Here is a 23,429-nt window from a genome sequence, read left to right on the forward strand (position 1 = left end):
GGCGGGCCACGAACGATTGACGACGACGGAGAGGGCGTGATCCCGATGGGCGAGAACGCGGCGCAGGTGGTGGTCGGGGTCGGCGGACGCGCGGGCGTCTCCGTGGCGGAGGTCTGCGCCCTGATCGAGGAGACGCTGCGCGGGGCCGGGCTGGCCGCGGGGGCGGTGAAGGCGCTGGCCACGGTGGAGTCGAAGGCGGGCGAGGCGGGGATCGCGGGCGCGGCGAAACGTTTCGGTGTGCCCTTGCTCAGCTACCCGGCGGAGGACCTTGCGGCCGTCGAGGTGCCGCACCCCTCCGAGACCGTGCGCGGCGCGGCCGGCACCGCCTCGGTGGCGGAGGCCGCGGCGCTGGCGGGCGGCGGGGAACTCCTCGTGCCCAAGCGCCGGTCGGTGGCCGCGACCTGCGCCGTGGCCACGGCGCAGGGGCACGACCTGCGCCACCACGGGGACGCGGAGGTGCGCGGCGACGGCGGGACGCTGGTGGACCTCGCGGTGAACGTACGGGCGCAGACCCCGCCGGACTGGCTCAAGCAGCGGATCGCGGCTTCGCTCGACGTGCTCGCCGCATACCCCGACGGGCGGGCGGCGCGTGCGGCGGTGGCGGAGCGGCACGGGCTTCCGGCCGACCGGGTGCTCTTGACGGCCGGGGCGGCGGAGGCCTTCGTGCTGATCGCCCGGGCGCTGGGCGCGCAGCGGCCGGTGGTGGTGCACCCGCAGTTCACGGAGCCCGAGGCGGCCCTGCGGGACGCGGGGCACCGGGTGGAACGGGTGGTGCTGCGGGCGGCGGACGGATTCCGCTTGGACCCGGCCGCGGTGCCGCAGGAGGCGGACCTGGTGGTGGTCGGCAATCCGACGAACCCGACGTCCGTCCTGCACCCGGCGGCGACCCTGGCCGCGCTCGCCCGGCCCGGCCGGATCCTGGTGGTGGACGAGGCGTTCATGGACGCGGTCCCCGGTGAGCGGGAGGCCCTGGCCGGGCGGACCGACGTGCCGGGACTGGTGGTGCTGCGGAGCCTGACCAAGACGTGGGGGCTGGCCGGGCTGCGGATCGGCTACGTGCTGGCGGAGCCGGAGGTGATCGCGAAGCTGGCGGCGGCCCAGCCGCTGTGGCCGGTGTCGACGCCGGCGCTGGTGGCGGCCGAGGCCTGCATGTCCCCGGCGGCACTCGCGGAGGCGGAGGCCGCGGCCCGGCAGATCGCGGTGGACCGGGCGCATCTGCTCGCGGGGCTCGCGGAGTTCGAGGAGATCGGCATGACGGGTGTGGCGGAGGGGCCGTTCGTGCTCATACAGGTGGCCGGGGCGGCGGAGATCCGCACCCGGCTGCGTGCCCTGGGCTTCGCCGTCCGCCGCGGGGACACCTTCCCGGGCCTGGACCACTCCTGGCTCCGCCTGGCGGTCCGGGACCGGGCGACGACGGGCCGCCTCCTCCAGGCCCTGGACCACGCCCTGGCGCTGGCCGGCCACTGACCCACGGGCGAGGACCGGACCCGGAGGGGCGCCGGCCCACCCGGTGCCGGACCCCAGGGGATCCGGCACCGGAGCCCCGGCTGCCCGGGGCGCGGGCAGGGCGTGGGAGCGGAGTCGGGAGGGGGAGCCGACGGGGGCGCCGGGACGGGCAGGCGCCGCCCGCTGCGGGCGGCTGACCTGCGGCGAGGCGGATGTGGACGCGGTCCCTCCCGTGGCGGACCCCGGCGGCGTAGGCGATGATCGGCACAGCAGCCGGGTAGGTTCGGGGGGCCGGAAATGAAGACAACAGCCAAAACGGGGGCGGCCGTGGCCGCGGTGGCGGTCGTGGCCGGGGGGATCCTCGCCCTGCCGAGCCTGCTCGACCAGGGCCCGCGCGCGGGGACGGAGCAGCGGCTCCAGGCCGAGCCCGGTCAGGGCAAGACCGGTCAGGGCAAGACCGGTCAGGGCAAGACCGGCCCCGCCGACGCCAAGCCGTTCACCCTGGTCGCGACCGGCGACATCATCCCGTACCCGTCGATCGTCCAGCGCGCCGCGGACGACGCCCAGGGCAGCGGCGCCGGCCACGACTTCCGGAAGATACTCGCGGGGGTGAAGCCCCTGGTGGCAGCAGCGGACCTGGCGATATGCCACCACGAGATACCGTACGGCCGGCCCGGCGGCCCCTACACCGGATATCCCGCCTTCAAGGCCCCGCACCAGCTGGCCGACGCCCTGAAGGACGCCGGGTACGACAGCTGCTCGACCGGCTCGAACCACACCCTGGACGACGGGTACGACGGCCTCGTCCGCACCCTCGACCACCTCGACCGCGTCGGCATCAAGCACGTCGGCTCAGCACGCAGCGCCGACGAGGCCAAGGCCCCGGCCCTGCTCTCGGCGGGCGGCGCGAGGGTCGCCCAGCTGGATTACACGTACGGGACGAACGGCATCCCGCTCCCGGCCGGCAAACCCTGGGCCGTCAACCTGATCGACCAGAACCGGATCATCGCCGACGCCCGGGCGGCCCGCGCGGCGGGTGCGAACGTCGTGGTCCTCAGCGTCCACTGGGGCACCGAGTGGCAGACGGCTCCCGACCGGCAGCAACTCGACCTGGCGCAGGCGCTGACCGCTTCGCGCGGCACCGACGGGCTGCCCGACATCGACCTGATCCTCGGCACGCACAACCACGTGCCGCAGCCGTACGAGAAGATCAACGGCACGTGGGTGGTCTTCGGCATGGGCGACCAGGTCGCCAGTTTCTACGAGGCGGACAAGGCCCGCGGGAACATGTCCTCGATCCCCCGGTTCACCTTCGCCCCGGCGGCCGCGCACGCGGGCCGCTGGGAGGTGGTCAAGGCCGAGTACCTGACGCAGTTCTCGGACATGGGCCCGCCGTTCCGCGTCGTATGCACCTCGTGCGCCGCCTCCGACACCGCACCGGGCGCCGCGAAGCAGGCCGCGTACGCCGCCGTGGACAAGCAGGTCAGCGCGGCCGTGCTGGCGCGGGGCGCCGACCGGCAGGGCTTGGAGCGCGCGACCCGCTAGCGGACCGGACGCGCCCCGGCAGGATCCGGCCGACCGGGCCGCCTAGGAGGCGCGTCCGCGCCGGGTCACGACCAGGGCCCCCGCTCCGATGCCGAGCAGGACGAGCGCGCCGCCGGCCACGTACGGGGTCAGCGAACCGCCTCCGGTCTCGGCCAGGCCCGCATCGGTGGTGATCGCGGCGCCGGTGCCGGACGTGCCGGTCTGCGGCTTGACGTCGGGCTGCGTCGACGCGGGCGGCTGGACCGACCCGGCCGGGGAGGTGCAGCGGGCCTCCGCGAGCACGACCTCGCCGTCGACCTGCGCCACGTTCAGGTCCAGCGGGTTGACCGTCACCTTCAGGCGGAGCGCGGCCGCGGCGGCCGTGGTGGAGGTGGTCTCAGTACCGGAGAGTTCCAGGCTGACGAGGCCCACCTCCGGGATCTCGACCTTGGTCGGGCCGCCCGTCGAGAGTGTGACCTTCTTGCCGAGTACGGTGACCGTCCCGAGGGCGTTCGCGGTGGCCACGGGCTTCTTGCCCGCCTCGCACACCGCCTTGGAGGTGACCTTCTCGGCCTCGATGAGGGAGAGCAGCGGCAGCCCGGGCACGTGCACCCGGGCGTGGGCCAGGTCGGCCGCCGCCTCGGCGCGCCTCCCGTCCGCGGTGGCCTTGGAGGTGGCCACGTCGGCGCGCAGGACCTGTACCGGCTGTCCGCCCTCGACCCCGTCCAGGGTGACGCTGAGGGCGGTCTTGTCGGCCGTCGCCGGCGCGCTGACCTCGTTGAGGGTGGTCTTCAGCGGCAGGTGGACGGTCTTGTTGAGCAGGCCCACGTCCAGTCCGGCGCGAAGGACGACGGCACTGGCCGTACCGGCGCCGGCGCCGGCGGCGGGCCCGGTGGCGCCGGCGCCGCCCGTGGCGAAGGCGGGCGGGGCGGTGAGCAGGGCGACCGCTCCCGTGGCGAGCAGAGCGGCCGCGGGCATGCGGAAGGTGTTGCGGTTCACGGTGGTGGAACCCCCGGGGAGTTGGGAGCCGTCGCGGCGCCAATGGGGGACATTGCGCGCGCCGACGGCCTCGACCCTCGGAATCCTTACGCACGAAGAGTGAACGGGCGGCAACCCCAAGTGAGTTCACCCCAACGGGTGGTTTTCACGCGCGCATTCGATTAACCGCGCCTCACGAGGAACGGGAGTTCTTTTCCGCCACATCCTGCGGGACGTGCGCCGAACGCCGGAGCCTCGCGCGGCCGTTCACAACGACCGCCGGGCCCGTACGTCACGCCTCGTCAACCCCACTCCACGCGGTCCATGCGGTTCATCCGGCCCACGCGGTCCCGCCGTCCCGCCGTCCCGCCGTCCCGCCGTCCGAGCTCAGGCCCGCACGGCGCCGTTCACCACCACCCGCAGCGGCTGCGCCAGAGCCCGTACGTCGGCCCGCGGGTCGGTGCCGTAGACCACCAGGTCGGCCGGCGCCCCCTCGGTCAGACCCGGCCTGCCGAGCCACTCGCGGGCCGCCCAGGCCGTCGCCGAAAGGGCGTCGAGTGCGGGGATCCCGGCCTTCACCAGCTCCGCGACCTCGGCGGCGACCAGGCCGTGCGGCAGGGAACCTCCGGCGTCGGTGCCGACGTACACCGCGATGCCGGCGTCGTAAGCGGCCCGGACCGTGTCGTAGCGCCGCTCGTGCAGCCGCCTCATGTGGGAGGACCACTGCGGGAACTTCGCCTCGCCGCCCGCCGCCAGCTTCGGGAAGGTCGCGATGTTCACCAGCGTCGGGACGATCGCCACCCCGCGCTCCGCGAACAGCGGAATGGTGTCCTCGGTGAGCCCGGTGGCGTGCTCGATGCAGTCGATGCCCGCCTCGACCAGGTCGCGCAGCGAGTCCTCGGCGAAGCAGTGCGCGGTGACGCGGGCGCCCAGCCGGTGGGCCTCGGCGATGGCCGCCTCGACCTCGGCGCGCGGCCAGCAGGCCGTCAGGTCCCCGACCTCGCGGTCTATCCAGTCCCCCACCAGCTTCACCCAGCCGTCGCCGCGCCGCGCCTCGCGGCCGACGTACGCGACGAGGTCGGCGGGCTCGATCTCGTGGGCGTAGTTGCGGATGTAGCGGCGGGTCCGTGCGATGTGCCGGCCGGCCCGGATGATCTTCGGGAGGTCCTCGCGGTCGTCGATCCACCGGGTGTCGGACGGGGACCCGGCATCGCGGATGAGGAGGGTGCCGGCGTCGCGGTCGGTGAGGGCCTGGCGTTCGGCGGTCTCCGCGTCGACCGGACCGTGGGCGTCCAGCCCCACGTGGCAGTGCGCGTCGACCAGCCCGGGCAGGGCCCAGCCGGACACGGTGGTGGTCTCACGGGCTCCGCGCGGGCGCTCGTAGGTGATCCGGCCGCCGACCACCCAGAGTTCGTCGCGTACGTCGTCGGGCCCGACGAGCACACGCCCCTTCACATGCAGCACGTCATCGGTCATGTCCGCACTGTACGTGCGTGCTCGGTAGGCTCTTGCGGTAGCCCCGGACGAAGAGAGCACCGCCGTGAACCACCCCTTCCTGGACCTCCCGCCGCTCACCGTGGAGCACTTCGCGTCGATCGAGCGGCGGGTCGCGGAGCTCCTCGGCACGCGCCAGGACGTGGTGATCACCCAGGGCGAGGCGCTGCTGCCGCTGGAGGGGTGCATCCGCTCGGCGGCGCGGCCGGGCTCGACGGCGCTGAACATCGTCACGGGCCCGTACGGGACCACGTTCGGCAACTGGCTGCGCGACAGCGGGGCGGCCGTCGTCGACCTGGCGGTGCCCTTCGACACGGCGGTGAGCGCCCCGGCGGTGGCGCGGGCGCTGGCCGAGCGGCCGGAGATCGACTTCGTCTCGCTGGTGCACGCGGAGGCCGCGACCGGCAACACCAACCCGGTCGCGGAGATCGGCGAGGTCGTACGGGCCCACGGTGCGCTGTTCATGCTGGACGCGGTGGCGTCGGTCGGTGCGGAGCCGCTGCTGCCGGACGCGTGGGGCGTGGACCTGTGCGTGATCGGGGCGCAGAAGGCGATGGGCGGCCCTGCGGGCGTGTCCGCGGTGTCGGTCTCGGAGCGGGCGTGGGCCCGGTTCGCGCAGAACCCGGCGGCGCCGCGCCGTTCCTACCTCTCGCTCCTGGACTGGAAGGAACGCTGGATCGACGGGGGCCGCAAGGCGCTGCTGCACGCCCCCGCGCAGCTGGAGATGCTGGCGCTGGAAGCCTGCCTGGACCGGATCGCGGTCGAGGGGCTGACCGGGGTGACGGCCCGCCACGCCGCCGCCTCGGCGGCGACCCGCGCGGGCGCCGTGGCGCTCGGCGTCGCCCCGTACGTGCCGCTGGACGCGCAGGCCGCGCCGGTCGCCACCACCCTGCGGGTCGCGGATGCGTCGCTGGTGGTGGCGAGGGCGCTGGCCGCCGATCCGGCGGCTCCGCTCGCGGCGGGCGGTGGCGCGCTGGGCCGGGAGATGATCCGGGTCAACCACTACGGCGCGGACGCCGCGCTCCCGGTGGTACGGGCCTGCCTGACAGCTCTGGCCGAGGCGCTGTCGGCGGACCCGTCCGAGGCGCTGGCCTCGGCGGAGGCCGCCTGGGCAGCCGCCCTCCACTGAGGCCGGACCCCGCGCATGCCGTGAGGGGACCGGCCTGAACCCGACCCCGCAGGCCTGCACCGGCCCGGCCTGCGCCGGGTTCAGGCCGGTCCGGTTCAGGCCTGCGGGACGGCGCAGGCTCCGTCGGGCTCGCAGGCGTCGGCCGCCGGGGCGGGTTCGGCGACGGCCCGGCCTGCCCAGGCCTGCTCCAGCGCCTGGGTGAACACCTCGGCGGGCTGCCCGCCGGAGATGCCGTAGCGGCGGTCGAGGACGAAGAACGGCACGGCGTTGGCGCCGAGTTCGTCCGCCTCGCGCTCATCGGCCCGTACCTCGGCGGCGTAGGCGGAGTCGTCGGCGAGGACGGCGCGGGCCTCGGCCTCGTCGAGTCCGGCCTCGACCGCGAGGGCGAGCAGCACCTGCGGGTCGAAGACGGAGCGCTCCTCGGCGAAGTTCGCCCGGAAGGCGAGGTCGAGCAGCTCCTCCTGGCGGCCGCGGGCGGCGGCCAGGTGCAGCAGGCGGTGGATGTCGAAGGTGTTGCCGTGGTCGCGGCCGTCGGTGCGGTAGTCCAGGCCTTCGGAGCGGGCGCTCGCGGCGACGTGCTCCTCCATGCCGCGTGCCTCGTCGAGGGTGCGGCCGTACTTCTTGGCCAGCATCTCCAGGACGGGCGCGGTGGTGCCCTTGGGGCTGTTCGGATCGAGCTCGAAGGACCGGTAGACGACCTCCACCTCGTCACGGTGCGCGAACTCGGCCAGGCCACGGGTGAAGCGGGCCTTGCCGATGTAGCACCAGGGGCAGGCGATGTCGCTCCAGATCTCGACGCGCATGATCCTTCTTTCTCTCCGGGTCGACGGATTGGACGGTTCCGCCTTCAACCAACCGCGCGGCGGGCCGTCTCATTCCCCGGACGGTGCTCCGAGGCCCTGTGGGATGCTGGTCGGGTGACGTTGGAGGACCTCGTCCGGCTGCGCCGGGCCCGTGACCGGATGGACCGCGACTACGCCGAGCCCCTCGACGTCCCGGCGCTGGCGCGCACCGCCCTCATGTCGGCGGGCCATTTCTCCCGCAGCTTCCGCGCCGCCTTCGGGGAGACCCCGTACAGCTACCTGATGACGCGCCGGATCGAGCGCGCCAAGGCGCTGCTGCGGCGCGGCGACCTGACGGTGACGGAGGTCTGCTTCGCGGTCGGGTGTACCTCGCTGGGGTCGTTCAGCTCGCGCTTCACCGAGCTGGTCGGCGAGACCCCGAGCGCCTACCGGGCCCGCCCTCACGACGAGGGCGCCGCCGTCCCCGCCTGCGTCGCGAAGATCCACACGCGCCCGGTCAGGAACGGAGAAGCGAAGGCCGGCCCCCGCCCGTAGCGTGAAGCGCATGGACATCAGGCTTTCGCAGTGCTTCATCGCCGTCGACGACCACGACAAGGCCCTGGCCTTCTACCGGGACGTCCTCGGCCTGGAGGTGCGCAACGACGTCGGGTTCGAGGGGATGCGCTGGGTGACCGTCGGCGCGCCGTCGCAGCCCGGTGTGAGCATCGTCCTCGAACCGCCCCTGGCGGACCCGAACGCTCGCCCGCCGACCAGCGGGCCATGGCGGAACTGCTGGCGAAGGGCCTGCTGCGCGAGTCATCTTCGAGACCGAGGACTGCGACGCCACCTTCGAGCGCATCCGCGCCGCGGGCGGCGAGGTGATGCAGGAGCCGGTCGACCAGCCGTACGGCGTCCGCGACTGCGCCTTCCGCGATCCCTCCGGCAACATGCTCCGCTTCACCCAGCCCCGGGGGCGGTGAGGCCCGGTCCCGGCGGTCCGATGCTGAGCCAGAGCGTGCGGTGGGAGCCCGTCCGCGGGGTCGCCGGGTCGGACCGCCAGCCGTGGTGGGCGTAGAAGGCCTGGGCCCGCAGGTTGTGCTCGAACACCTCCAGCCGGGCCCTGCCTATGCCCGCCCGCCGCCAGGCGTCGAGGCAGGCGGCGTGCAGGGCGGCTCCGGTGCCGCGGCGCCAGTGGCCCGGGTCGACGTGCAGCTGGGTGAGGGTGGTCTCGCCGGCCGAGGTGCGGAAGGCCGCGACACCCGTGAGCTCTCCGTCCTGCTCGGCGCAGAACACCCTGCCCTCGGCGTCACTGCGGGCCACGGCCCGGGACCAGGCCTCCCGGCTCCGCGCCAGTTCGGCCGCTCCGGCGTAGGCCTCCTCCGGGATGCGGCCGCGGTAGTAGGTCGCACGCGCCCGGCTGTGGAGGGCCGCGATGGCATCGAGGTCTGCGGGGTACGCGTTCCTGATCATGGAAAAGGGAACGCGCCGGGAACCGTGTCGGTTCCCGGCGCGCGGTCCCGGCACCGTGCGCTGCTACTTCTTCAGCCACGCCGCCATCATCTTCTGGGCGATGGGAGCGGCCAGTTTGCCGCCGCCGATCTCGGAGCGGTCGGTGTCCGAGTTCTCGATCATCACGGCGACCGCGATCTGCTTGCCGTCCAGCTTGCCGTACGAGGTGAACCAGGCCAGCGGCGGCAGGCTGTTCTTCACGCCCCGCTGGGCGGTTCCCGTCTTGCCGCCCACCTCGGCCCCCGCCACCTGGGCGGGCTTGCCGCCGCCCTCGGTGGCCACGGTCCGCATGGCGTCCTGCAGCATCGAGGCCGTCCTCGCACTCATCACCTGCTCGGACTTCGGGTCCTTGAAGCTTTCGAGCACATCGCCTCCGGCGTCGGTGACCTCGGAGACCGTGTGCGGGGCGACCAGCTTGCCGCCGTTCTCGATCGCGGCCGTCACCATCGCCATCTGGAGCGGCGTGGCCTGCACGTCGAACTGGCCGATACCCGTCAGGGCGACCTGGTCGACCGACATCTTCGCGGTCGGGTACTTGCTCGGCACGCGGGTGGTGACCGGGGTCAGGACGTTGGCGTTGAAGCCGAGCTTCTCGGCCATCGCACGCATCTTGTCCTGGCCCAGCTTCGAGGCCAGTTCCGCGAAGACGTTGTTGCAGGACAGCCGCAGGGCCGTGCGGGGGGAGACGTTGTTGCAGGCCGCCGACCCCGCCTCGCTGGGCAGCTGGGTCCGCGTCCCGGGGATCGTGTACGGGTCGGGGGTGCCGGTGGGCGCGTCGAGGTTGGTGACCAGCCCGTTCTCGATGGCCGCCGCCAGGGTGACCAGCTTGAAGGTGGAGCCGGGCGCCTGCGGCTTGCGCAGGGCCACGTTCTCCATCGCCTTGCCCTGGTCGGCGGACAGCTCCTTCCAGGCCTCCTCGTCGTTGGCGCCGCTGATGCGGCCCGGGTCGAACGACGGGTTGTTCACCATGGCGAGGATCTCACCGGTCGCGGGGTCGATCGCCACGGCCGAACCCTGCTTGCCCTGGAGCGCGTCGTACGCCGCTTTCTGCACGCCCTTGTCGATGGTGGTCAGGACGTTGCCCGGGTCCGCCCGCTTGTTGGTGAGCAGGTCCATCACGGTCTTCAGCCGGCTGTCGGAGCCGTTGAGGACGTTCTTGTAGACGCCCTCCAGCATGCTCGTACCGAAGGCCTGGGAGCTGAAGCCGGTGATCGGCGCGTAGAGCGGCCCGTCGACGTACGTGCGCTTGTAGCCGAAGTCCTTGCCCCCGGTCCGCACCGAGCCGGTGATCGCCTCCCCGCCCACGATGATGTTGCCCAGCGGGTTCTCGTACTGCCCGATGAGGTTCCGCCGGTTGTTCTCGTTGTCTGCGAGGGCCTGGCCTTGGTAGGCCTGCACCCAGGTGACCCGCAGCAACAGGGCCAGCACCAGGAGCAGACAGAAGACCGACGCACGCCTGATCGTCTTGTTCATCCCCCAGGAGGACGAGCGAACGGCCCGGGCCGTTCCGCTCTGCCCCGGTTGTGGCCTGGTTCTCAGCTTTTCCTCATGATGAAACCTCCCTCGTAGGCGGCGATGACGGCCTGCGTGCGGTCCCGGGATCCCGTCTTGGAGAGCACCGCGGCGACATGCGTCTTGACCGTTTGGGGACCCACTCCCAGCTGCTCGCTCATCTCGTGGTTGGACAGTCCCGTGGCCATCAGGCGCAGGACGTCGGCCTCCCGGTCGGTGAGCCGGGCCACCCAGGGCGCGGGGGCGGCGGCCGCACCGGCCGCGTGACCGGCGGCCAGGGAACGGACGGCCGCGGGGAAGAGCAGCGAGTCGCCGCGCACCACGAGGCGGACCGCGCCGACCAGCTCGTCCGGATCGGCCCGCTTCAGGAGGAAGCCGGCGGCTCCTGCGCGCAGCGCCTCGTAGACGTACGCGTCGTTCTCGAAGGTGGTGACGACCACGATGCGGGGCGGGTCGGCCATGGCGGCCATGATCTGCTCGGTGGCGCGGATGCCGTCGATCTCGGGCATCCGGACGTCCATGAGCACCACGTCGGGGGCCAGTGAGCGGATCAGCGGGACCGCTTCGGCTCCGGACGCCGCCTCTCCGACGACCTCCAGGTCGGGCTCGGCCTCCAGGATGACCCGCAGGGCGGTGCGCACCATCCGTTCGTCGTCGGCGATCACGATCCGCACCGGTGGGCGGCGCGCCGCACTCATCGGACCTCCCCGCCGAGCGGGAGGACCGCCCGCAGGCGCCACAGCCCCCGGTGGGGGCCCGCCTCCACGTGGCCGCCGAGCAGTCCGGCCCGCTCGGCGGCGCCGTGCAGCCCGCGCCCCCCGGTGGTGCGGGTCTCGCGCTCCCTGCCGGTTCCCGGCGGATTGGTCATGACGATCTCCAGTTCACGGTGCCTGCTTCCCTTCCCTGTCCGCTCCTGTACGGCGAGCCGCAGCGCGACCGGGCCCGCTCCGTGGCGCAGCGCATTGCTCAGCCCCTCCTGCACGATCCGGTACGCCTCGCGGGAGGCGATCGCCGGGAGCTGGCCCCAGTCCCCGGCGGGCCCCGGGTCCTGCTCGGCGGTCACGGGGGTGCCGGAGGCCCGGGTGCGGGCCAGCAGACCGTCGAGGTCGGCGGCGAGGGTCGGCGCGGGCGCGGCGTCCGACCGGGCGGCGTCTCCGTCCCGCAGCAGGCCCAGTACGGTGTCCAGCTCCCCCACCGTCCGCCGGGCGGTGTCCTCGATCGCGCCGAGCGCCTCCCGTACGAACTCCGGATCCCGGTCCAGCACCCGCCGGGCGGCGGCCGCCTGGAGGCTGACGGCGCTCAGGGCGTGCCCGACCGCGTCGTGCAGCTCCCGGGCCAGCCGGTTGCGCACCGCCAGGTCGGCGGCCCGCTCCTCGGCTGCGGCGAGCCGGTCCGCGGCCGTCGGCCCGAGCAGTACGGGCGCCAGCCGGCCCAGCAGCGACCCGGCCACCGCGCTGCACAGGCTGAGCCCGGCCAGCAGCCCGACCCCGAGCAGCGGAGCCAGGTACACGTCGGCGTCGGTGGTGAACCAGCCGATCCCGAGCGGGGATTCGCGCAGCGTGGCCACGAACGGCAGGCAGATCAGCACCACCGCCATGGGGGGCACCGCGAGGCTCATCCCGCTGATCAGCCCGCCGACCCCCAGGTGCAGCGTCCACCAGGCGGTGGCCCGCCCCCGGGCCGCCCAGGACCGGGCGGTCCCCTCGGCCAGCCGCTCCCCCGGCACCCCGCACATGGCCCGCACGGCGGTCACCGACATCGGCCGGACCAGCCCGAACACCCCGGTCGCGGCCACCAGGGGCAGCGCCGACGCGTATGCGGCCAGGCTCAGCGGGAAGGACGCGAGGGCGTTGACCCCACCCGCGAGGATGCCGACCACCACCTGGGTGAGCAGGAAGTACGGCATCAACAGGGCCCCGCCGAGTATCAGGTGCACCCATCGCAGCCGGGCCTGCGCCCCCACCAGCCACCCCAGCCCGCGCCGCACGCCCCGGCCCGCCGCCTTCACCCCACCCCCCTTACGCCGCGCGCCCCTTACCCTGAGGCCGTTCCGTCCGGGCCCGATCCGACCGGGCCCGCGGTCACCCACCCGCCTGGGCCGCCCCCTCCTCAGCCCGCGCGGCGGCCGGCGAGGAACCGTGCGACGATCGCGCCGCCGAGCAGCCCGGTGATCATCTGGCCAGCGTAGATCAGTGCGGTGGCGGTGGTGGGCTGTTCCTCCGGGCCGAAGTCGCTGCCCAGCAGCGAGACCATCAGCCACATCCCCCAGCACAGCGCCGCGGCCGATCCGATCCACGCGCCGGCCAGCGGCCAGACCGCCCGCCGCTCCCCGCCCCGGGCCAGCAGCACCGCCCCCGCCGCGCCGGCGAGCGCGCACATCGCGTTGACCACGTGGACCACGACCCGGTCCGAGGAGTATGCGGCCACCTGGGCCGCGTTCTGCCCGGCCGTACCGCCGAAGGACCAGTACAGGTACCCCCCGGCCACCGCCAGGGCCGTCACCGCCGCGGCTCCCGCCACCACCCCCGTGGATGACGGAAGCCGCCTGCCCAGGACGCCCTGCCACGGCCCGCCCCAGCGCTCTCTCGCGTAGCCCGTGAACAGGCCGGCCAGGGCCACCGCCTGCACGATGAAGCCGGGATAGACGACATCGAACACCCAGGGTTCGAGGAAGGGTCTGCCGCCCGCCCCCAGGGCCTCGTCCGGCCCCAGCCCCACGCCCCGCACGAGGAGTTGGCCGGGGAAGGCGAGGACGATCGGGGTCAGCAGACCGGTGGCCGTGAAGACCGGGAGGACGAGCAGCCAGGACGGCACCCGCAGGCCCCACGGCCGGGTGAGCAGGAGGGCCAGCAGGACCACGCTGAAGTCCATGACCACGGTCAGGGCGTTGAGCGATATGAAGAAGGCGGTGCCCGGTTCCCGCAGCACGCTCCCCTCCGGTATGCCGAGGTGGCTCCCCGCCAGCCAGGAGATCTTCAGCGTCAGGTAGGGCACGGTGGCGGCGATCGCCACCGCGCGCAGGGTCTTGCGCCACGCCCCCGGCTCGGAGGACGGTGCCTGCGGCTGGTACGCCGCTTGCGGCGTGTGAACGGCTCGTGTGCTCATGGCTCAACGGTCCCGCCCCCGCCGTCCCGCCACCTCCCCCGTAAAGGGGAACCGCCTCCCCCGCCCGGGGGAGAACCCGCGCCTCCCCGCTCACATCCGCCGCGTCGCCACGGACAGCCGGTCCCGGGCCTCGAACAGCGCCGCCTTGATGGCCTGTTCATGGTCGACCGTCAGCCGCGCCACCGGCACGGAGCAGCTCACCGCGTCCCGCGCCGGAGTCCGGTAGGGCACCGCCACCCCGAAGCAGCGCAGGCCGAGGGTGTTCTCCTCGCGGTCCACCGCGTAGCCCTGCTCACGCACCAGCGCCAGCTCCTCGATGAGCCGCTCGCGGTCGGTGATGGTGTGCTCGGTGACCGCTTCCAACCGCTGCGGCAGCAGGGCCCGTACCTCCGCGTCCGAGTGCGTGGCCAGCAGCGCCTTGCCCAGCGCCGTCGAGTGCACGGGCAGCCGCCGTCCGACACGGGTGAAGGGCCGCAGGTAGTGCTGGGACTGCCGGGTGGCGAGGTAGACCACGCTCGTGCCGTCCATCCGGGCCAGGTGGATGGTCTCCGTCGTGTCGTCGGAGAGCCGGTCCAGTGCGGGCCGGGCCGCCGCGACCACCTCGTCCCCGTCGATGTACGAGCTGCCGACGAGCAGGGCCCGTACGCCGATCCCGTACCGCGTGCCGGTCGCGTCCGTCTCCACCCATCCCAGGTTCACCAGCGTGCGCAGCAGCATGTAGAGGCTGGACTTGGGCAGCGCGAGGTCCTGTTGGATGTCGGCGAGGCTGTGCAGTCCGGGCCGCGCCGCGAAGTGCTCCAGCAACATGACGGTGCGCACGGCCGACTTGACGGCCGCGGGCGCTGTCGCCGAGCCCTCCGGTCCCGCGACGGACATGACGGACGCGCCGGACTCACCGGACGTGCCGGGCTCCCCTGTGGTCATTCGCCTTCTTGCCCCTCTTGTCTCTTGTCACGCCGAAGACCCGCACATAGAGTCCGGGACGGATGTGATCATTCATCCATCAGAACGGCGTTCAGAATACTGAACGAGATCGCGCGCGTCAGCGGAGATCCAGGAGGCAGTGCGCCATGGCAGCAACACCAGTCTGGAGTGTGGACCCCCGCACCGGGAAGCAGCGGGAGCAGGTTGCGGTGGAGGCCACAGCCCAGGAGGTGGACGCGGCCGTACGCGCGGCCCACACCGCCCGTGGTGCGCTCGCCGACCGCACCGCCCGCGCCGCCTTCCTGCGTACCGCCGCCGACCTGCTCGACGAGGCCGCGGCCCACGTGGTCGAGGCGGCCGACGCGGAGACCGCCCTGGGCCCGGGCCGCCTCACCGGCGAACTCGCCCGCACCACCGGCCAGCTGCGGGCCTTCGCCGATGCCGTGGACGAGGGCTCCTACCTCGACATCCGGATCGACCGGGCCGATCCCTCCCTCAGCCCGCCGCGGCCCGAACTGCGCCGCTACAAGGTGCCGCTCGGTGTCGTCGCGGTCTACGCCGCCTCCAACTTCCCGCTGGCCTTCTCCGTCCCCGGCGGGGACACCTCCAGCGCGCTCGCCGCCGGCTGCCCGGTGGTCGTCAAGGCGCATCCCGACCACCCGGCCACCTCCGAGCTGTGCTCCTCGCTGCTGCGCCGGGCGGCGGTGGCGGTCGGGCTGCCGGCCGACGTGGTCGCCGTGGTCCACGGCTTCGACGCCGGCCTGGAGCTGATCCGCCACCCCTTCGTCACCGCCGCCGGGTTCACCGGCTCCATCCGGGGCGGGCGGGCGCTGTTCGACGCGGCCGCCGCCCGGCCCGTGCCGATCCCCTTCCACGGCGAGCTCGGCTCCCTCAACCCGGTCGTGGTCACCCCCGCGGCCGCCGCCGAGCGCGCCGAGGAGATCGGCACGGGGCTGGCCGGCTCCGTCACCCTCAGCGTCGGCCAGTTCTGCGTCAAGCCGGGCCTGGTCCTGGTCCCCGCGGGCGCGGACGGCGACCGGCTCACCGGCGCGCTGGCCAAGGCGCTCGGCGAGACCGAGCCCGGGGTGCTGCTCGACCACCGGATGCGGGAGAACTTCCTCACCGGCGTACGCGAGCGGGCCGCGCTGCCCGGCGTCACGGCGCCCGTCGCGCCCGGCTCCGGCGGGGAGCACACCGTCGGCGCCGGCTACCTGACCGTGCCCGCCGCGCTCCTGCTGGAGGGCGGGGCGTACGGGCTCCTGGCCGAGGAGTGCTTCGGCCCGGTGACGGTGGTCGTCCGGTACGCCGACCAGGAGGAGGCCGGCGCGGTGCTGCGCGGGCTTCCGGGGAACCTGAGCGCGACGCTCCAGCTGTCCTCGACCGAGACCGACGGGGGCCCCGGCCCGGCGGCGGAGCTGGTCTCGCAGGTCACGGCGCTGGCCGGACGCATCGTGGTGAACGGTTGGCCGACCGGGGTGGCGGTGGCCCCGGCGCAGCACCACGGCGGCCCGTACCCGGCGGCGACCTCGCACTCCACCTCGGTCGGGGGTACTGCGATCGAGCGCTGGCTGCGGCCCGTGGCCTACCAGTCGGTGCCGGACCCGCTGCTCCCGCCGGAGCTGCGCGAGGCGAACCCGCTGGGTCTGCCGCGGCGGGTCACCGGCGGCTGAGCAAATTCCGTTGCCCGGCCCGCCTCTGGCGGGGCAGGCTGCCGGGCATGCCGAGACCCCACGGATTCACCTACGAGCAGCGCAGCGACCACAGCGTGGTCATCACCCGCCAGGGGCGTGCCGCCGGCACCCTGCGGGGCGGGCGCGCGGAGAAGTTCCTCGCCGAGGTGGAGGCGGGTGACGCCCAGCTGGTGATGGCCCGCTGGACCGGCGCCTACAAGTTCGGCAACGAGCGGATGGCGAAGAACCACCCCCGCAACCGGCGCTGACGGGGGCGGCATCGGCAGCGGCAGCGGCTCGAAATCTCCCGCGACGGTAAGGGAACGGCAAAGCGGCTCCGGTCGTTCTCCGTGCATGACCGCTATGACCCCTGGTTCCAACCTGCCGCTCAATGCCGTCCGGGTGACGGTGGACGTGGCTGCCCCGGTGCGGCTCGACGTGTCGGGTCTGCTCCTCGCGGGCGACGGCAAGGTGCGCTCCGACGCCGACTTCATCTTCTACAACCAGCCGTCCGGGCCCGGCGTCGACTACCGGTCCGGCGGCGGGGCGGCGCCCGACTCGATCACCGTGGACACCGGCGCGCTGCCGCCCGGCATCGAGCGCATCGTGGTCACCGCCAGCCCCGACGCCGCCGGCCAGACCTTCCAGGGCATCGAGCCCACGGCCACCGTCCGCCACGCGGACACCGGCGCGGTGATCGCCACCTTCACCCCTCCGCAGCTGGGCGCCGAGACGGCTCTCGTGGTGGTCGAGGTCTACCAGCGCGGCGGCGTCTGGAAGGTACGCGCGGTCGGCCAGGGCTATGCGAACGGCCTCGCCGGGATCGCCACCGACTTCGGGGTCTCCGTGGACGAGGAGCCCGCCGCGCCGGCCTCCGCCCCGCAGACCCCCGCGGCCCCGGCTGCGCAGCCCCCGTCGGCTCCCACCCGGGGAAGCACGCCGGCGGCCCCGCCGGCGCCGTCCGCCTCCTCCTGGCCGAGCGCCCCCGCCACCCCGTCGGCCCCCGCGGCCCCGCCGGCCGCCCCGGCTGCCACCGCCGGCTCCGGGAAGGTCAACTTGGACAAGGGCCGGGTGAACCTCCGGAAGAACCAGACCGTCTCCCTGGTCAAGAACGGCCGCCCCCTGCTCTCCCAGGTGAAGATGGGCCTGGGCTGGGAGCCCGCGTTCGGCGGCCGGGACATCGACCTCGACGCCTCCGTCATCGCGTACGGCCCGCAGCGCAACCACATCGACAGCTGCTACTTCGGCAAACTGTCGATCCTCGGCGGCGCCGTCAAGCACTCGGGCGACAACCTCACCGGCGAGGGGGCCGGTGACGACGAGGTGATCATGGTGGACCTCGGCCGGCTGCCCGCCGAGGCCACCGGGCTGATCTTCACGGTGAACTCCTTCTCCGGCCAGAAGTTCACCGAGGTCGCCAAGGCCTACTGCCGCCTGATCGACGCGGCGACGGACGAGGAGCTGGTCCGCTTCGACCTGACAGGCGCCGAGCCGCAGACGGGCGTCATGATGGCGAAGCTGATTCGCCAGTTCTCGGGCGAATGGGAGATGACGGCCATGGGCGAGTTTGTGAAGTCGCGCACAGTGCGCGGCATGGTCAAGCCCGGCTCCCAGGCACTCTGAGCAGGTGGGCGGGCACATGGAGCTACGGCGGCTCACCCGAGGGTGACCGAGGTGATGGATTGCACCCTTAAAGCGGAGGTGACTGTCAGTGCCCGCCCGTAGCCTTGAAACCATGTACAAGACACTCCGGCCCGCGGGTCCCGCCCGCCCGTCCGCCGCAGAGGCGAACGAGGCGATACGGCGCCTCGTCGAGACGCGGGTGGATGACGAGTGGCCCTCCGAGGCGTACGAGTTCCTGCTGGAGGAATGGGCCGCAGCCAGCCGCGCCGAGATGACCGAGGTCGCCGCCGCCCCGTGAGGGGGCGGCGGCGCAGCCGTCCTGCCGTCAGCGCGCGACGCGCCGCCACGGGCCGGTGATGGCCAGCATGATGCCAGGCTCCTGGATGTTGGCGAACAGGGTGCGCCCGTCCGGTGAGAAACAGACCCCCGTGAACTCCGAGTACTCGGGCTCCTGCTCCGTCCCGATGTTCAGCTCGTTGCGCGCCAGCGGGTAGGTGCGGCCCGACTCGGTGGCGCCGAACAGGTGCTGCAGGCCGCTGCCGTCCTCCGCGATGACCAGGCCGCCGTACGGGGAGACGGTGATGTTGTCGGGGCCGTCGAGGCCGCCGTCCTTGGAGGTGTCGGCGTTCACCCCGAGCAGCACCATCAGCCGGACGGTGCGCCGCTTCGGGTCGTAGAACCAGACCTGGCCGTCGTGGGCCGCGCCCGGGCTCTCCTCCCGGGCGTAGGAGGAGACGAAGTACGCGCCCCCGTCGGCCCACCACATGCCCTCCAGCTTGCGCGAGCGGGTCACCGCACCGTCCGCGAACTGCTTGCGCACCGACACCGTCCTCGCGTCGCGGTCCGGTACCTCCACCCAGTCGACCCCGTACACGGTACCGATCTTCGTCGCGCGGGAGAGGTCGTCGACGAACCGGCCCCCGCTGTCGAAGCACTTGGCGGCGGCCAGCACACCGGCGTCGGCCGCGAGCGTACGGAGCCGGCCGCGGCCGTGGCGGAATCCGCTCGGCGGGGTCCAGCGGTAGAGCAGCCCGTTGGGGCCGGAGGCGTCCTCGGTCAGGTAGGCGTGGCCCTGGTGCGGGTCGATCACGACCGCCTCGTGGGCGTACCGTCCGAAGGCCTTGACCGGCTGCGGGCCGCGGTTGGCCCGCCGGTCGTGTGGGTCGACCTCGAAGACGTACCCGTGGTCCTTGGTCATACCGTTCTTGCCGGCAAGGTCCTCGGTTTCCTCGCAGGTCAGCCAGGTGCCCCAGGGGGTGGCCCCGCCCGCGCAGTTGGTCGACGTACCGGCGATGCCCACCCATTCGGCGACCTCGCCGCCACGGCGGACCTCGACGACGGTGCAGCCGCCGGCGGCGGCCGGGTCGTAGACGAGGCCCTCGGTGAGCGGGACGGGGTGAGCCCAGCCGGCGCGCGGGCCTTTGAGCTCGTGGTTGTTGACCAGGAGGGTGACCCCGCGGTGGCCCTCGAAGGCTGCCGTGCCGTCGTGATGGGACGGGGTGGACTCCCCGCTCTCCAGGGTGGTGACACCGCTGCGGGTGATGACGCGGTAGCTGAAACCGGCGGGGAGGGCGAGGATCCCGGCGGGGTCCGGGACCAACGGGCCGTAGCCGGGCGCGCAGGGCCGCCCCTGCTCGTCACGCCCGGTGCTGTCGTCGGCCGCCAGCGCCCCCGGGGCGGTGGCAAGGGCGCCGACCGTCCCGGTGAGCGCGACTCCTGCTCCGGCGATGACGGTTCGGGCGGTGAAGTCTCTGCGGCTGAGCGCCATCGGTTCTCCAGGGTTGAGGAGGTGGGGTGCGCCTGTCGTGCGGGCGTCGGCGCACACGCTCCCGTCCGCACGTGAACGGCGGCTGAACTACCCGCGACGGTCGGCCGGCCCCTTGCCCGTTCACGGAATGGCCAAGTCCGGTGCAGGAACGGCTCGTTCCACCCCGCCTGCCCCCACCGGACCCGAATCCCGGACCGAATCCCGGCCCCGGACCGACCCCGACCCCGGACCCGGTCCGGATCCCGGCCCCGATCCGGTCCTGGCGCCGGCCCGCCCGCTCCCTTCCCCGTCCCTCCTCCGCTCCGTCAGTGCCGGCGCGAGCGGGCCTTGAAGGCGGCCTTGCGGGCCTCCTTGGCGGCCTTCCTGTCCGGGTGGAGCCGGCCCATCGCCTCCAGTACGTACGCGGTCGCCGGGTGCGCGGACCGCCACGCCTGGTCGAAGAACCCCGCATGGTGGGCGGTCAGGGACTCGATCAGCAGCGGGAGTTCCGCCGTCTCCCCGTCCGCGGCCAACTGCGCCGCGATCGTGTCGATGGTCAGCCAGAACACCATCGCCGCGTCCGGTGTCGGTACACCGGTCACCCCGCGCTCCGCCAGCCACACCCGGGCGAGGCCGCCCAGCTCCGGGTCGTCCAGCACCGCGCGGACGGCCGGCTCGGCCTCCGGCCCGGCCGGTGCGAGGGCCTGCTGGCAGCGCAGCCGGCGCAGCGGTCCGCCCTCGTCGGAGCCCCGGGCCGCGGCGAGCAGTTCGGCGGCGGCGGCGGACGGCTCGCGGCCCTTGAGCCACTGCTCCATCTCGGCCTGGGCCGCGCCCTCCGGGTATGCGCAGACCGCGTCGAGCAGCGCGTCCGCGCCCTTGTCGGCCAGCTCGCCGACGGCGGGGGCCCTGACTCCGGCCTCCAGCATGCGGGCGCGGATCCCGTACAGGCCGAGGGGGGTGAGCCGGACCATCCCGTAGCGGGACACGTCCTCGTCGTCGAGGCCCCCGGCCGCCGCGCCGGCCACCGGGTCGGCGGCGGGCTCCTCGTCGTCCGCTTCCTGCATCAGCGCCTCGTCGACGGGCCGGAACTCGACCAGGCCGATCGGCTCCAGCTGCCGGAACTGGTCGTCGAGGCGCATCATCGCGTCCGAGACCTGCTCCAGGACGGCGTCGGTCGGCTCACCCATGTCCTCGGGGATGACCATCGAGGCGGCGAGCACGGGCAGCGGGACCGGGCTGTCCGAGGCCCCGTGTCCGGCGGCGGTCAGCAGGTAGAGGTTGGCGAGGACGCCGTCGAGGAAGTCGGCCTCGCGCTGCGGGTTCCAGTCGAGCTGGTCGAAGTCCACCTCGCCGCCCGCGTCCAAGGCGTCGACGAGGCCATCCAGATCGGGCACCGCCGCATCGGCGAGCACCGTGTCCAGCGCGGCCAGCCACAGGTCGAGCACCTCGCCGGGCGTGCCGCCGGTCACCAGGGCCAGGTCCTCCCCGGGCGCGGCGGTACCGCTCTGCTCCCCGCCGTCCTCCTCCGGCTCGGTGACGTCGACGAGGCCGGTGTCCACGGCCACCCGCCAGGCCTGGCTCGCGAGCGCCGGGCCGTCCGCGTCGGCGGGATCGAGGCCGAGCACGGCTGCTGCCTCCGGCAGTTGGGCGGCGACGAGTTCACCGCCGATGTCCACGCGGGTGCCGGGTCCGGCCCAGCGGGCCAGCCGTACGGCCCGGGCGAAGAGCGGGGCGAAGAGGGCGTCGCGGGCCAGTTCCGCATCGGAGGGCAGCCGTACCGGCGGCAGCATGGAGTGCGGCTCTGGTGACATGGGGCGGGTCTCCTCGCGGACGTCGGAGTCGGGGGCCGGTCAACGGTTCGGCTGCGGACGGCAGGACGGCCGTCCGGCGCACCAGCGTAGACGCAATTCGGGCGCGTCCGACGGGCCATCGCCTTTGGTTCATCCCACAGTCAGGCGCCGTATCCCCTGGAGGCCTTGACAACTCCGCTGGTCACCCGAGAAATTGACGCGCGTAGATCTATCGGGGGCCGTTTTCCGGACCCGTGGGTCACGTCGTATGCAGGCACCACCCCCCTCGCTTTCCGCCTCCACACACCGGAGTTCCCGCCCATGCGCTCCTCGCATCCCCGTTCCGCCGCCGTCGCGGCCCTCGTCGCCACCGCCCTGGCCACCGGCCTGCTCGCGGGCACCGCCGACGCGGCCGAAGGCGCCGTGTCCGCCGATTCGATACGCATTCACGACATCCAGGGCACCACCCGGATATCCCCGCTCACCGGCAAGCAGGTCACCGGCGTCGAAGGCATCGTCACGGGCGTGCGCACGTACGGCTCGCGCGGCTTCTGGATCCAGGACCCCGACGCCGACGACAACGCCGCCACCAGTGAAGGCGTGTTCGTCTTCACCAGCTCGGCCCCCACCGTGGCCGTCGGCGACGCGGTCAAGGTCTCCGGCCTGGTCGGCGAGTACATCCCCGGCGGGGCGGCCTCCGGCAACCAGTCGGTCACGCAGATCTCCAAGCCGTCCGTGACCGTGGTCTCCTCGGGCAACGCGCTGCCCGAGGCCACCGCGATCAACGAGTACAGCGTGCCCGCCGAGTACGCCCCGGCGGGCGACCCGGCCGCCGGCGGCAGCATCAACGGCCTGGCCCTGGACCCCTCGCGCTACGCCCTGGACTTCTACGAGTCCCTGGAGGGCATGAACGTCGGCATCGGCACCTCGCGCGTGGTCGGCGCCACCGACCCGTACGCGGAGCTCTGGGTCACGGTCAAGGGCTGGGAGCACACCGCCAAGCGGGGCGGCACGCTGTACGGCTCGTACGACTCCCAGAACACCGGCCGCCTGCAGATCCAGCAGCTCGCGCCGCTCGCGCAGCAGCCCTTCCCGGTGGCCAACGTCGGCGACAAGCTGACCGGCCCCACCGAGGGCCCGCTGGACTTCAACCAGTTCGGCGGCTACACGCTGGTGGCCCGCACGCTGGGCACCGTCACCGCCGGCACCCTCGCCCCCGAGAAGACCAAGGCGCAGGCTCCGGGTGAGCTCGCGGTGGCCACGTACAACGTCGAGAACCTCGACCCCACCGACCCGCAGGAGAAGTTCGACAACCTGGCGAAGGCGGTCGTCGAGAACCTCGCCTCCCCCGACATCGTGGCCCTGGAGGAGATCCAGGACGACAACGGCGCCAAGAACGACGGCACGGTGTCCGCCGAGCAGACGCTGACGAAGTTCACGGCGGCGATCGCGGCCGCGGGCGGCCCGGCGTACCAGTGGCGGACCGTCAACCCGGAGAACAACAAGGACGGCGGCGAGCCCGGCGGCAACATCCGCCAGGTGTTCCTGTTCAACCCGGCCCGCGTCTCCTTCACCGACCGCGCCGCGGGCGACTCGGCGACCGCGACGGGCGTGACGACCGAGAAGGGCCACGCGGCCCTCACCCACTCCCCCGGCCGGATCGACCCGGCGAACCCGGCCTGGCAGGACAGCCGCAAGCCGCTGGCCGGCGAGTTCGTATTCCGCGGCCGTACGGTCTTCGTGATCGCCAATCACTTCAGCTCGAAGGGCGGCGACGAGGGCCTGACCTCGCACCACCAGCCGCCGGTGCGCTCCTCGGAGGCCAAGCGGCTGCTGCAGGCCCAGGCCGTGAACGGCTTCGTCAAGGACCTGCTGGCCACCGAGAAGAACGCGAACGTCGTCGTCCTCGGCGACATCAACGACTTCGAGTTCTCGGCGACGGCGCAGGCGCTGGAGGACGGCGGTGCGCTCTACTCGGCGATCAAGTCGCTGCCGAAGGCGGAGCGGTACTCGTACGTGTACCAGGGCAACGCGCAGGTGCTGGACCAGATCCTGACCAGCCCGGCGATCAAGTCGTTCACGTACGACAGCGTGCACATCAACGCGGAGTTCTCGGCCCAGAACAGCGACCACGACCCGCAGGTGCTGCGCTTCCGCCCGTAGCCGGCGGCCGCTGGACCGCAGGGGCCCCGGCCG

The 23,429-nt window shown here is 73.5% G+C and carries 20 protein-coding genes and 1 pseudogene; 10 read left to right on the top strand and 11 right to left on the bottom strand.

Features of this window, described 5'->3' with window-relative positions; translation table 11 throughout:
• Positions 1-45 precede the first annotated feature (45 nt).
• Positions 46-1,467, top strand: coding sequence for an Rv2231c family pyridoxal phosphate-dependent protein CobC (cobC, locus tag AB0B01_RS13465; protein WP_361717120.1), 1,422 nt, complete (start codon positions 46-48; stop codon positions 1,465-1,467).
• A 276-nt stretch (positions 1,468-1,743) separates the two neighbouring features.
• Complete coding sequence (locus AB0B01_RS13470) at positions 1,744-2,991, top strand: CapA family protein (RefSeq protein ID WP_361717010.1); 1,248 nt, start codon at positions 1,744-1,746, stop codon at positions 2,989-2,991.
• Between the two features lie 42 nt (positions 2,992-3,033).
• Here AB0B01_RS13470 and AB0B01_RS13475 read toward each other — a convergent pair whose 3' ends face one another.
• A complete protein-coding gene (locus tag AB0B01_RS13475) occupies positions 3,034-3,969 on the bottom strand; it encodes an SCO1860 family LAETG-anchored protein (protein WP_361717013.1) in 936 nt (311 codons plus the stop codon).
• 366 nt (positions 3,970-4,335) lie between these two features.
• Complete coding sequence (locus tag AB0B01_RS13480; RefSeq protein WP_361717016.1) at positions 4,336-5,424, bottom strand: amidohydrolase family protein; 1,089 nt, start codon at positions 5,422-5,424, stop codon at positions 4,336-4,338.
• 64 nt (positions 5,425-5,488) lie between these two features.
• Between AB0B01_RS13480 and AB0B01_RS13485 the strand changes: the two genes are divergently transcribed.
• The gene (locus AB0B01_RS13485; protein ID WP_361717019.1) at positions 5,489-6,571 is read left to right on the top strand and encodes an aminotransferase class V-fold PLP-dependent enzyme; all 1,083 of its coding nucleotides are present in this window, start codon (positions 5,489-5,491) and stop codon (positions 6,569-6,571) included.
• Between the two features lie 95 nt (positions 6,572-6,666).
• Here AB0B01_RS13485 and AB0B01_RS13490 read toward each other — a convergent pair whose 3' ends face one another.
• Positions 6,667-7,374, bottom strand: a complete 708-nt coding sequence (locus AB0B01_RS13490; RefSeq protein ID WP_361717022.1) for a DsbA family oxidoreductase — start codon at positions 7,372-7,374, stop codon at positions 6,667-6,669.
• Positions 7,375-7,488: 114 nt separating this feature from the next.
• Here AB0B01_RS13490 and AB0B01_RS13495 point away from each other — a divergent pair, with 114 nt between their 5' ends.
• Together AB0B01_RS13495 and AB0B01_RS13500 are read left to right on the top strand one after the other, a co-directional pair.
• Positions 7,489-7,908 carry a helix-turn-helix transcriptional regulator gene (locus tag AB0B01_RS13495; RefSeq protein ID WP_361717025.1) on the top strand — a complete coding sequence of 140 codons (420 nt, stop codon included), beginning with the start codon at positions 7,489-7,491 and terminating at the stop codon, positions 7,906-7,908.
• A 10-nt stretch (positions 7,909-7,918) separates the two neighbouring features.
• Positions 7,919-8,333: pseudogene (locus AB0B01_RS13500) on the top strand (VOC family protein).
• Here AB0B01_RS13500 and AB0B01_RS13505 read toward each other — a convergent pair.
• From AB0B01_RS13505 to AB0B01_RS13530, 6 genes are all read right to left on the bottom strand, one after another.
• On the bottom strand, positions 8,311-8,823 hold the full coding sequence (locus AB0B01_RS13505; protein ID WP_361717028.1) for a GNAT family N-acetyltransferase: 513 nt from the start codon (positions 8,821-8,823) through the stop codon (positions 8,311-8,313). The pseudogene AB0B01_RS13500 and the gene AB0B01_RS13505 sit on opposite strands and share 23 nt — an antisense overlap.
• 63 nt (positions 8,824-8,886) lie before the next feature.
• Complete coding sequence (locus AB0B01_RS13510; RefSeq protein ID WP_361717031.1) at positions 8,887-10,335, bottom strand: penicillin-binding protein 2; 1,449 nt, start codon at positions 10,333-10,335, stop codon at positions 8,887-8,889.
• 62 nt (positions 10,336-10,397) lie between these two features.
• Positions 10,398-11,072, bottom strand: coding sequence for a response regulator transcription factor (locus AB0B01_RS13515; RefSeq protein WP_361717034.1), 675 nt, complete (start codon positions 11,070-11,072; stop codon positions 10,398-10,400).
• Positions 11,069-12,382, bottom strand: coding sequence for a histidine kinase (locus AB0B01_RS13520; RefSeq protein WP_361717037.1), 1,314 nt, complete (start codon positions 12,380-12,382; stop codon positions 11,069-11,071). Before AB0B01_RS13520 ends, AB0B01_RS13515 begins: the two co-directional genes overlap by 4 nt.
• Before the next feature lie 101 nt (positions 12,383-12,483).
• The gene (locus AB0B01_RS13525) at positions 12,484-13,479 is read right to left on the bottom strand and encodes a hypothetical protein (protein ID WP_361717040.1); all 996 of its coding nucleotides are present in this window, start codon (positions 13,477-13,479) and stop codon (positions 12,484-12,486) included.
• Between the two features lie 90 nt (positions 13,480-13,569).
• Positions 13,570-14,355 carry an IclR family transcriptional regulator gene (locus AB0B01_RS13530; RefSeq protein ID WP_361717123.1) on the bottom strand — a complete coding sequence of 262 codons (786 nt, stop codon included), beginning with the start codon at positions 14,353-14,355 and terminating at the stop codon, positions 13,570-13,572.
• A 194-nt stretch (positions 14,356-14,549) separates the two neighbouring features.
• On the opposite strand from AB0B01_RS13530, the gene AB0B01_RS13535 reads away from it, so the two are divergent.
• From AB0B01_RS13535 to AB0B01_RS13550, 4 genes are all read left to right on the top strand, one after another.
• Positions 14,550-16,073 carry an aldehyde dehydrogenase (NADP(+)) gene (locus AB0B01_RS13535; RefSeq protein ID WP_361717043.1) on the top strand — a complete coding sequence of 508 codons (1,524 nt, stop codon included), beginning with the start codon at positions 14,550-14,552 and terminating at the stop codon, positions 16,071-16,073.
• A 47-nt stretch (positions 16,074-16,120) separates the two neighbouring features.
• Positions 16,121-16,342, top strand: coding sequence for a hypothetical protein (locus tag AB0B01_RS13540; protein WP_361717046.1), 222 nt, complete (start codon positions 16,121-16,123; stop codon positions 16,340-16,342).
• Between the two features lie 94 nt (positions 16,343-16,436).
• Positions 16,437-17,696, top strand: a complete 1,260-nt coding sequence (locus AB0B01_RS13545) for a TerD family protein (RefSeq protein WP_361717049.1) — start codon at positions 16,437-16,439, stop codon at positions 17,694-17,696.
• Between the two features lie 112 nt (positions 17,697-17,808).
• The gene (locus AB0B01_RS13550) at positions 17,809-17,994 is read left to right on the top strand and encodes a hypothetical protein (protein ID WP_356849283.1); all 186 of its coding nucleotides are present in this window, start codon (positions 17,809-17,811) and stop codon (positions 17,992-17,994) included.
• A gap of 27 nt (positions 17,995-18,021) precedes the next feature.
• Here the strand turns inward: AB0B01_RS13550 and AB0B01_RS13555 are convergent, their stop codons facing one another.
• Positions 18,022-19,464 carry an alkaline phosphatase PhoX gene (locus AB0B01_RS13555; protein ID WP_361717052.1) on the bottom strand — a complete coding sequence of 481 codons (1,443 nt, stop codon included), beginning with the start codon at positions 19,462-19,464 and terminating at the stop codon, positions 18,022-18,024.
• Positions 19,465-19,769: 305 nt separating this feature from the next.
• The gene (locus AB0B01_RS13560) at positions 19,770-21,254 is read right to left on the bottom strand and encodes a hypothetical protein (protein WP_361717055.1); all 1,485 of its coding nucleotides are present in this window, start codon (positions 21,252-21,254) and stop codon (positions 19,770-19,772) included.
• Between the two features lie 300 nt (positions 21,255-21,554).
• Here AB0B01_RS13560 and AB0B01_RS13565 point away from each other — a divergent pair, with 300 nt between their 5' ends.
• Positions 21,555-23,396: an endonuclease/exonuclease/phosphatase family protein gene (locus AB0B01_RS13565; protein ID WP_361717058.1), complete on the top strand. Its 1,842-nt coding sequence runs from the start codon at positions 21,555-21,557 to the stop codon at positions 23,394-23,396.
• Positions 23,397-23,429 lie beyond the last annotated feature (33 nt).

It is taken from the genome of Streptomyces sp. NPDC044571, assembly GCF_040647115.1.
Lineage (GTDB): Bacteria > Actinomycetota > Actinomycetes > Streptomycetales > Streptomycetaceae > Streptomyces.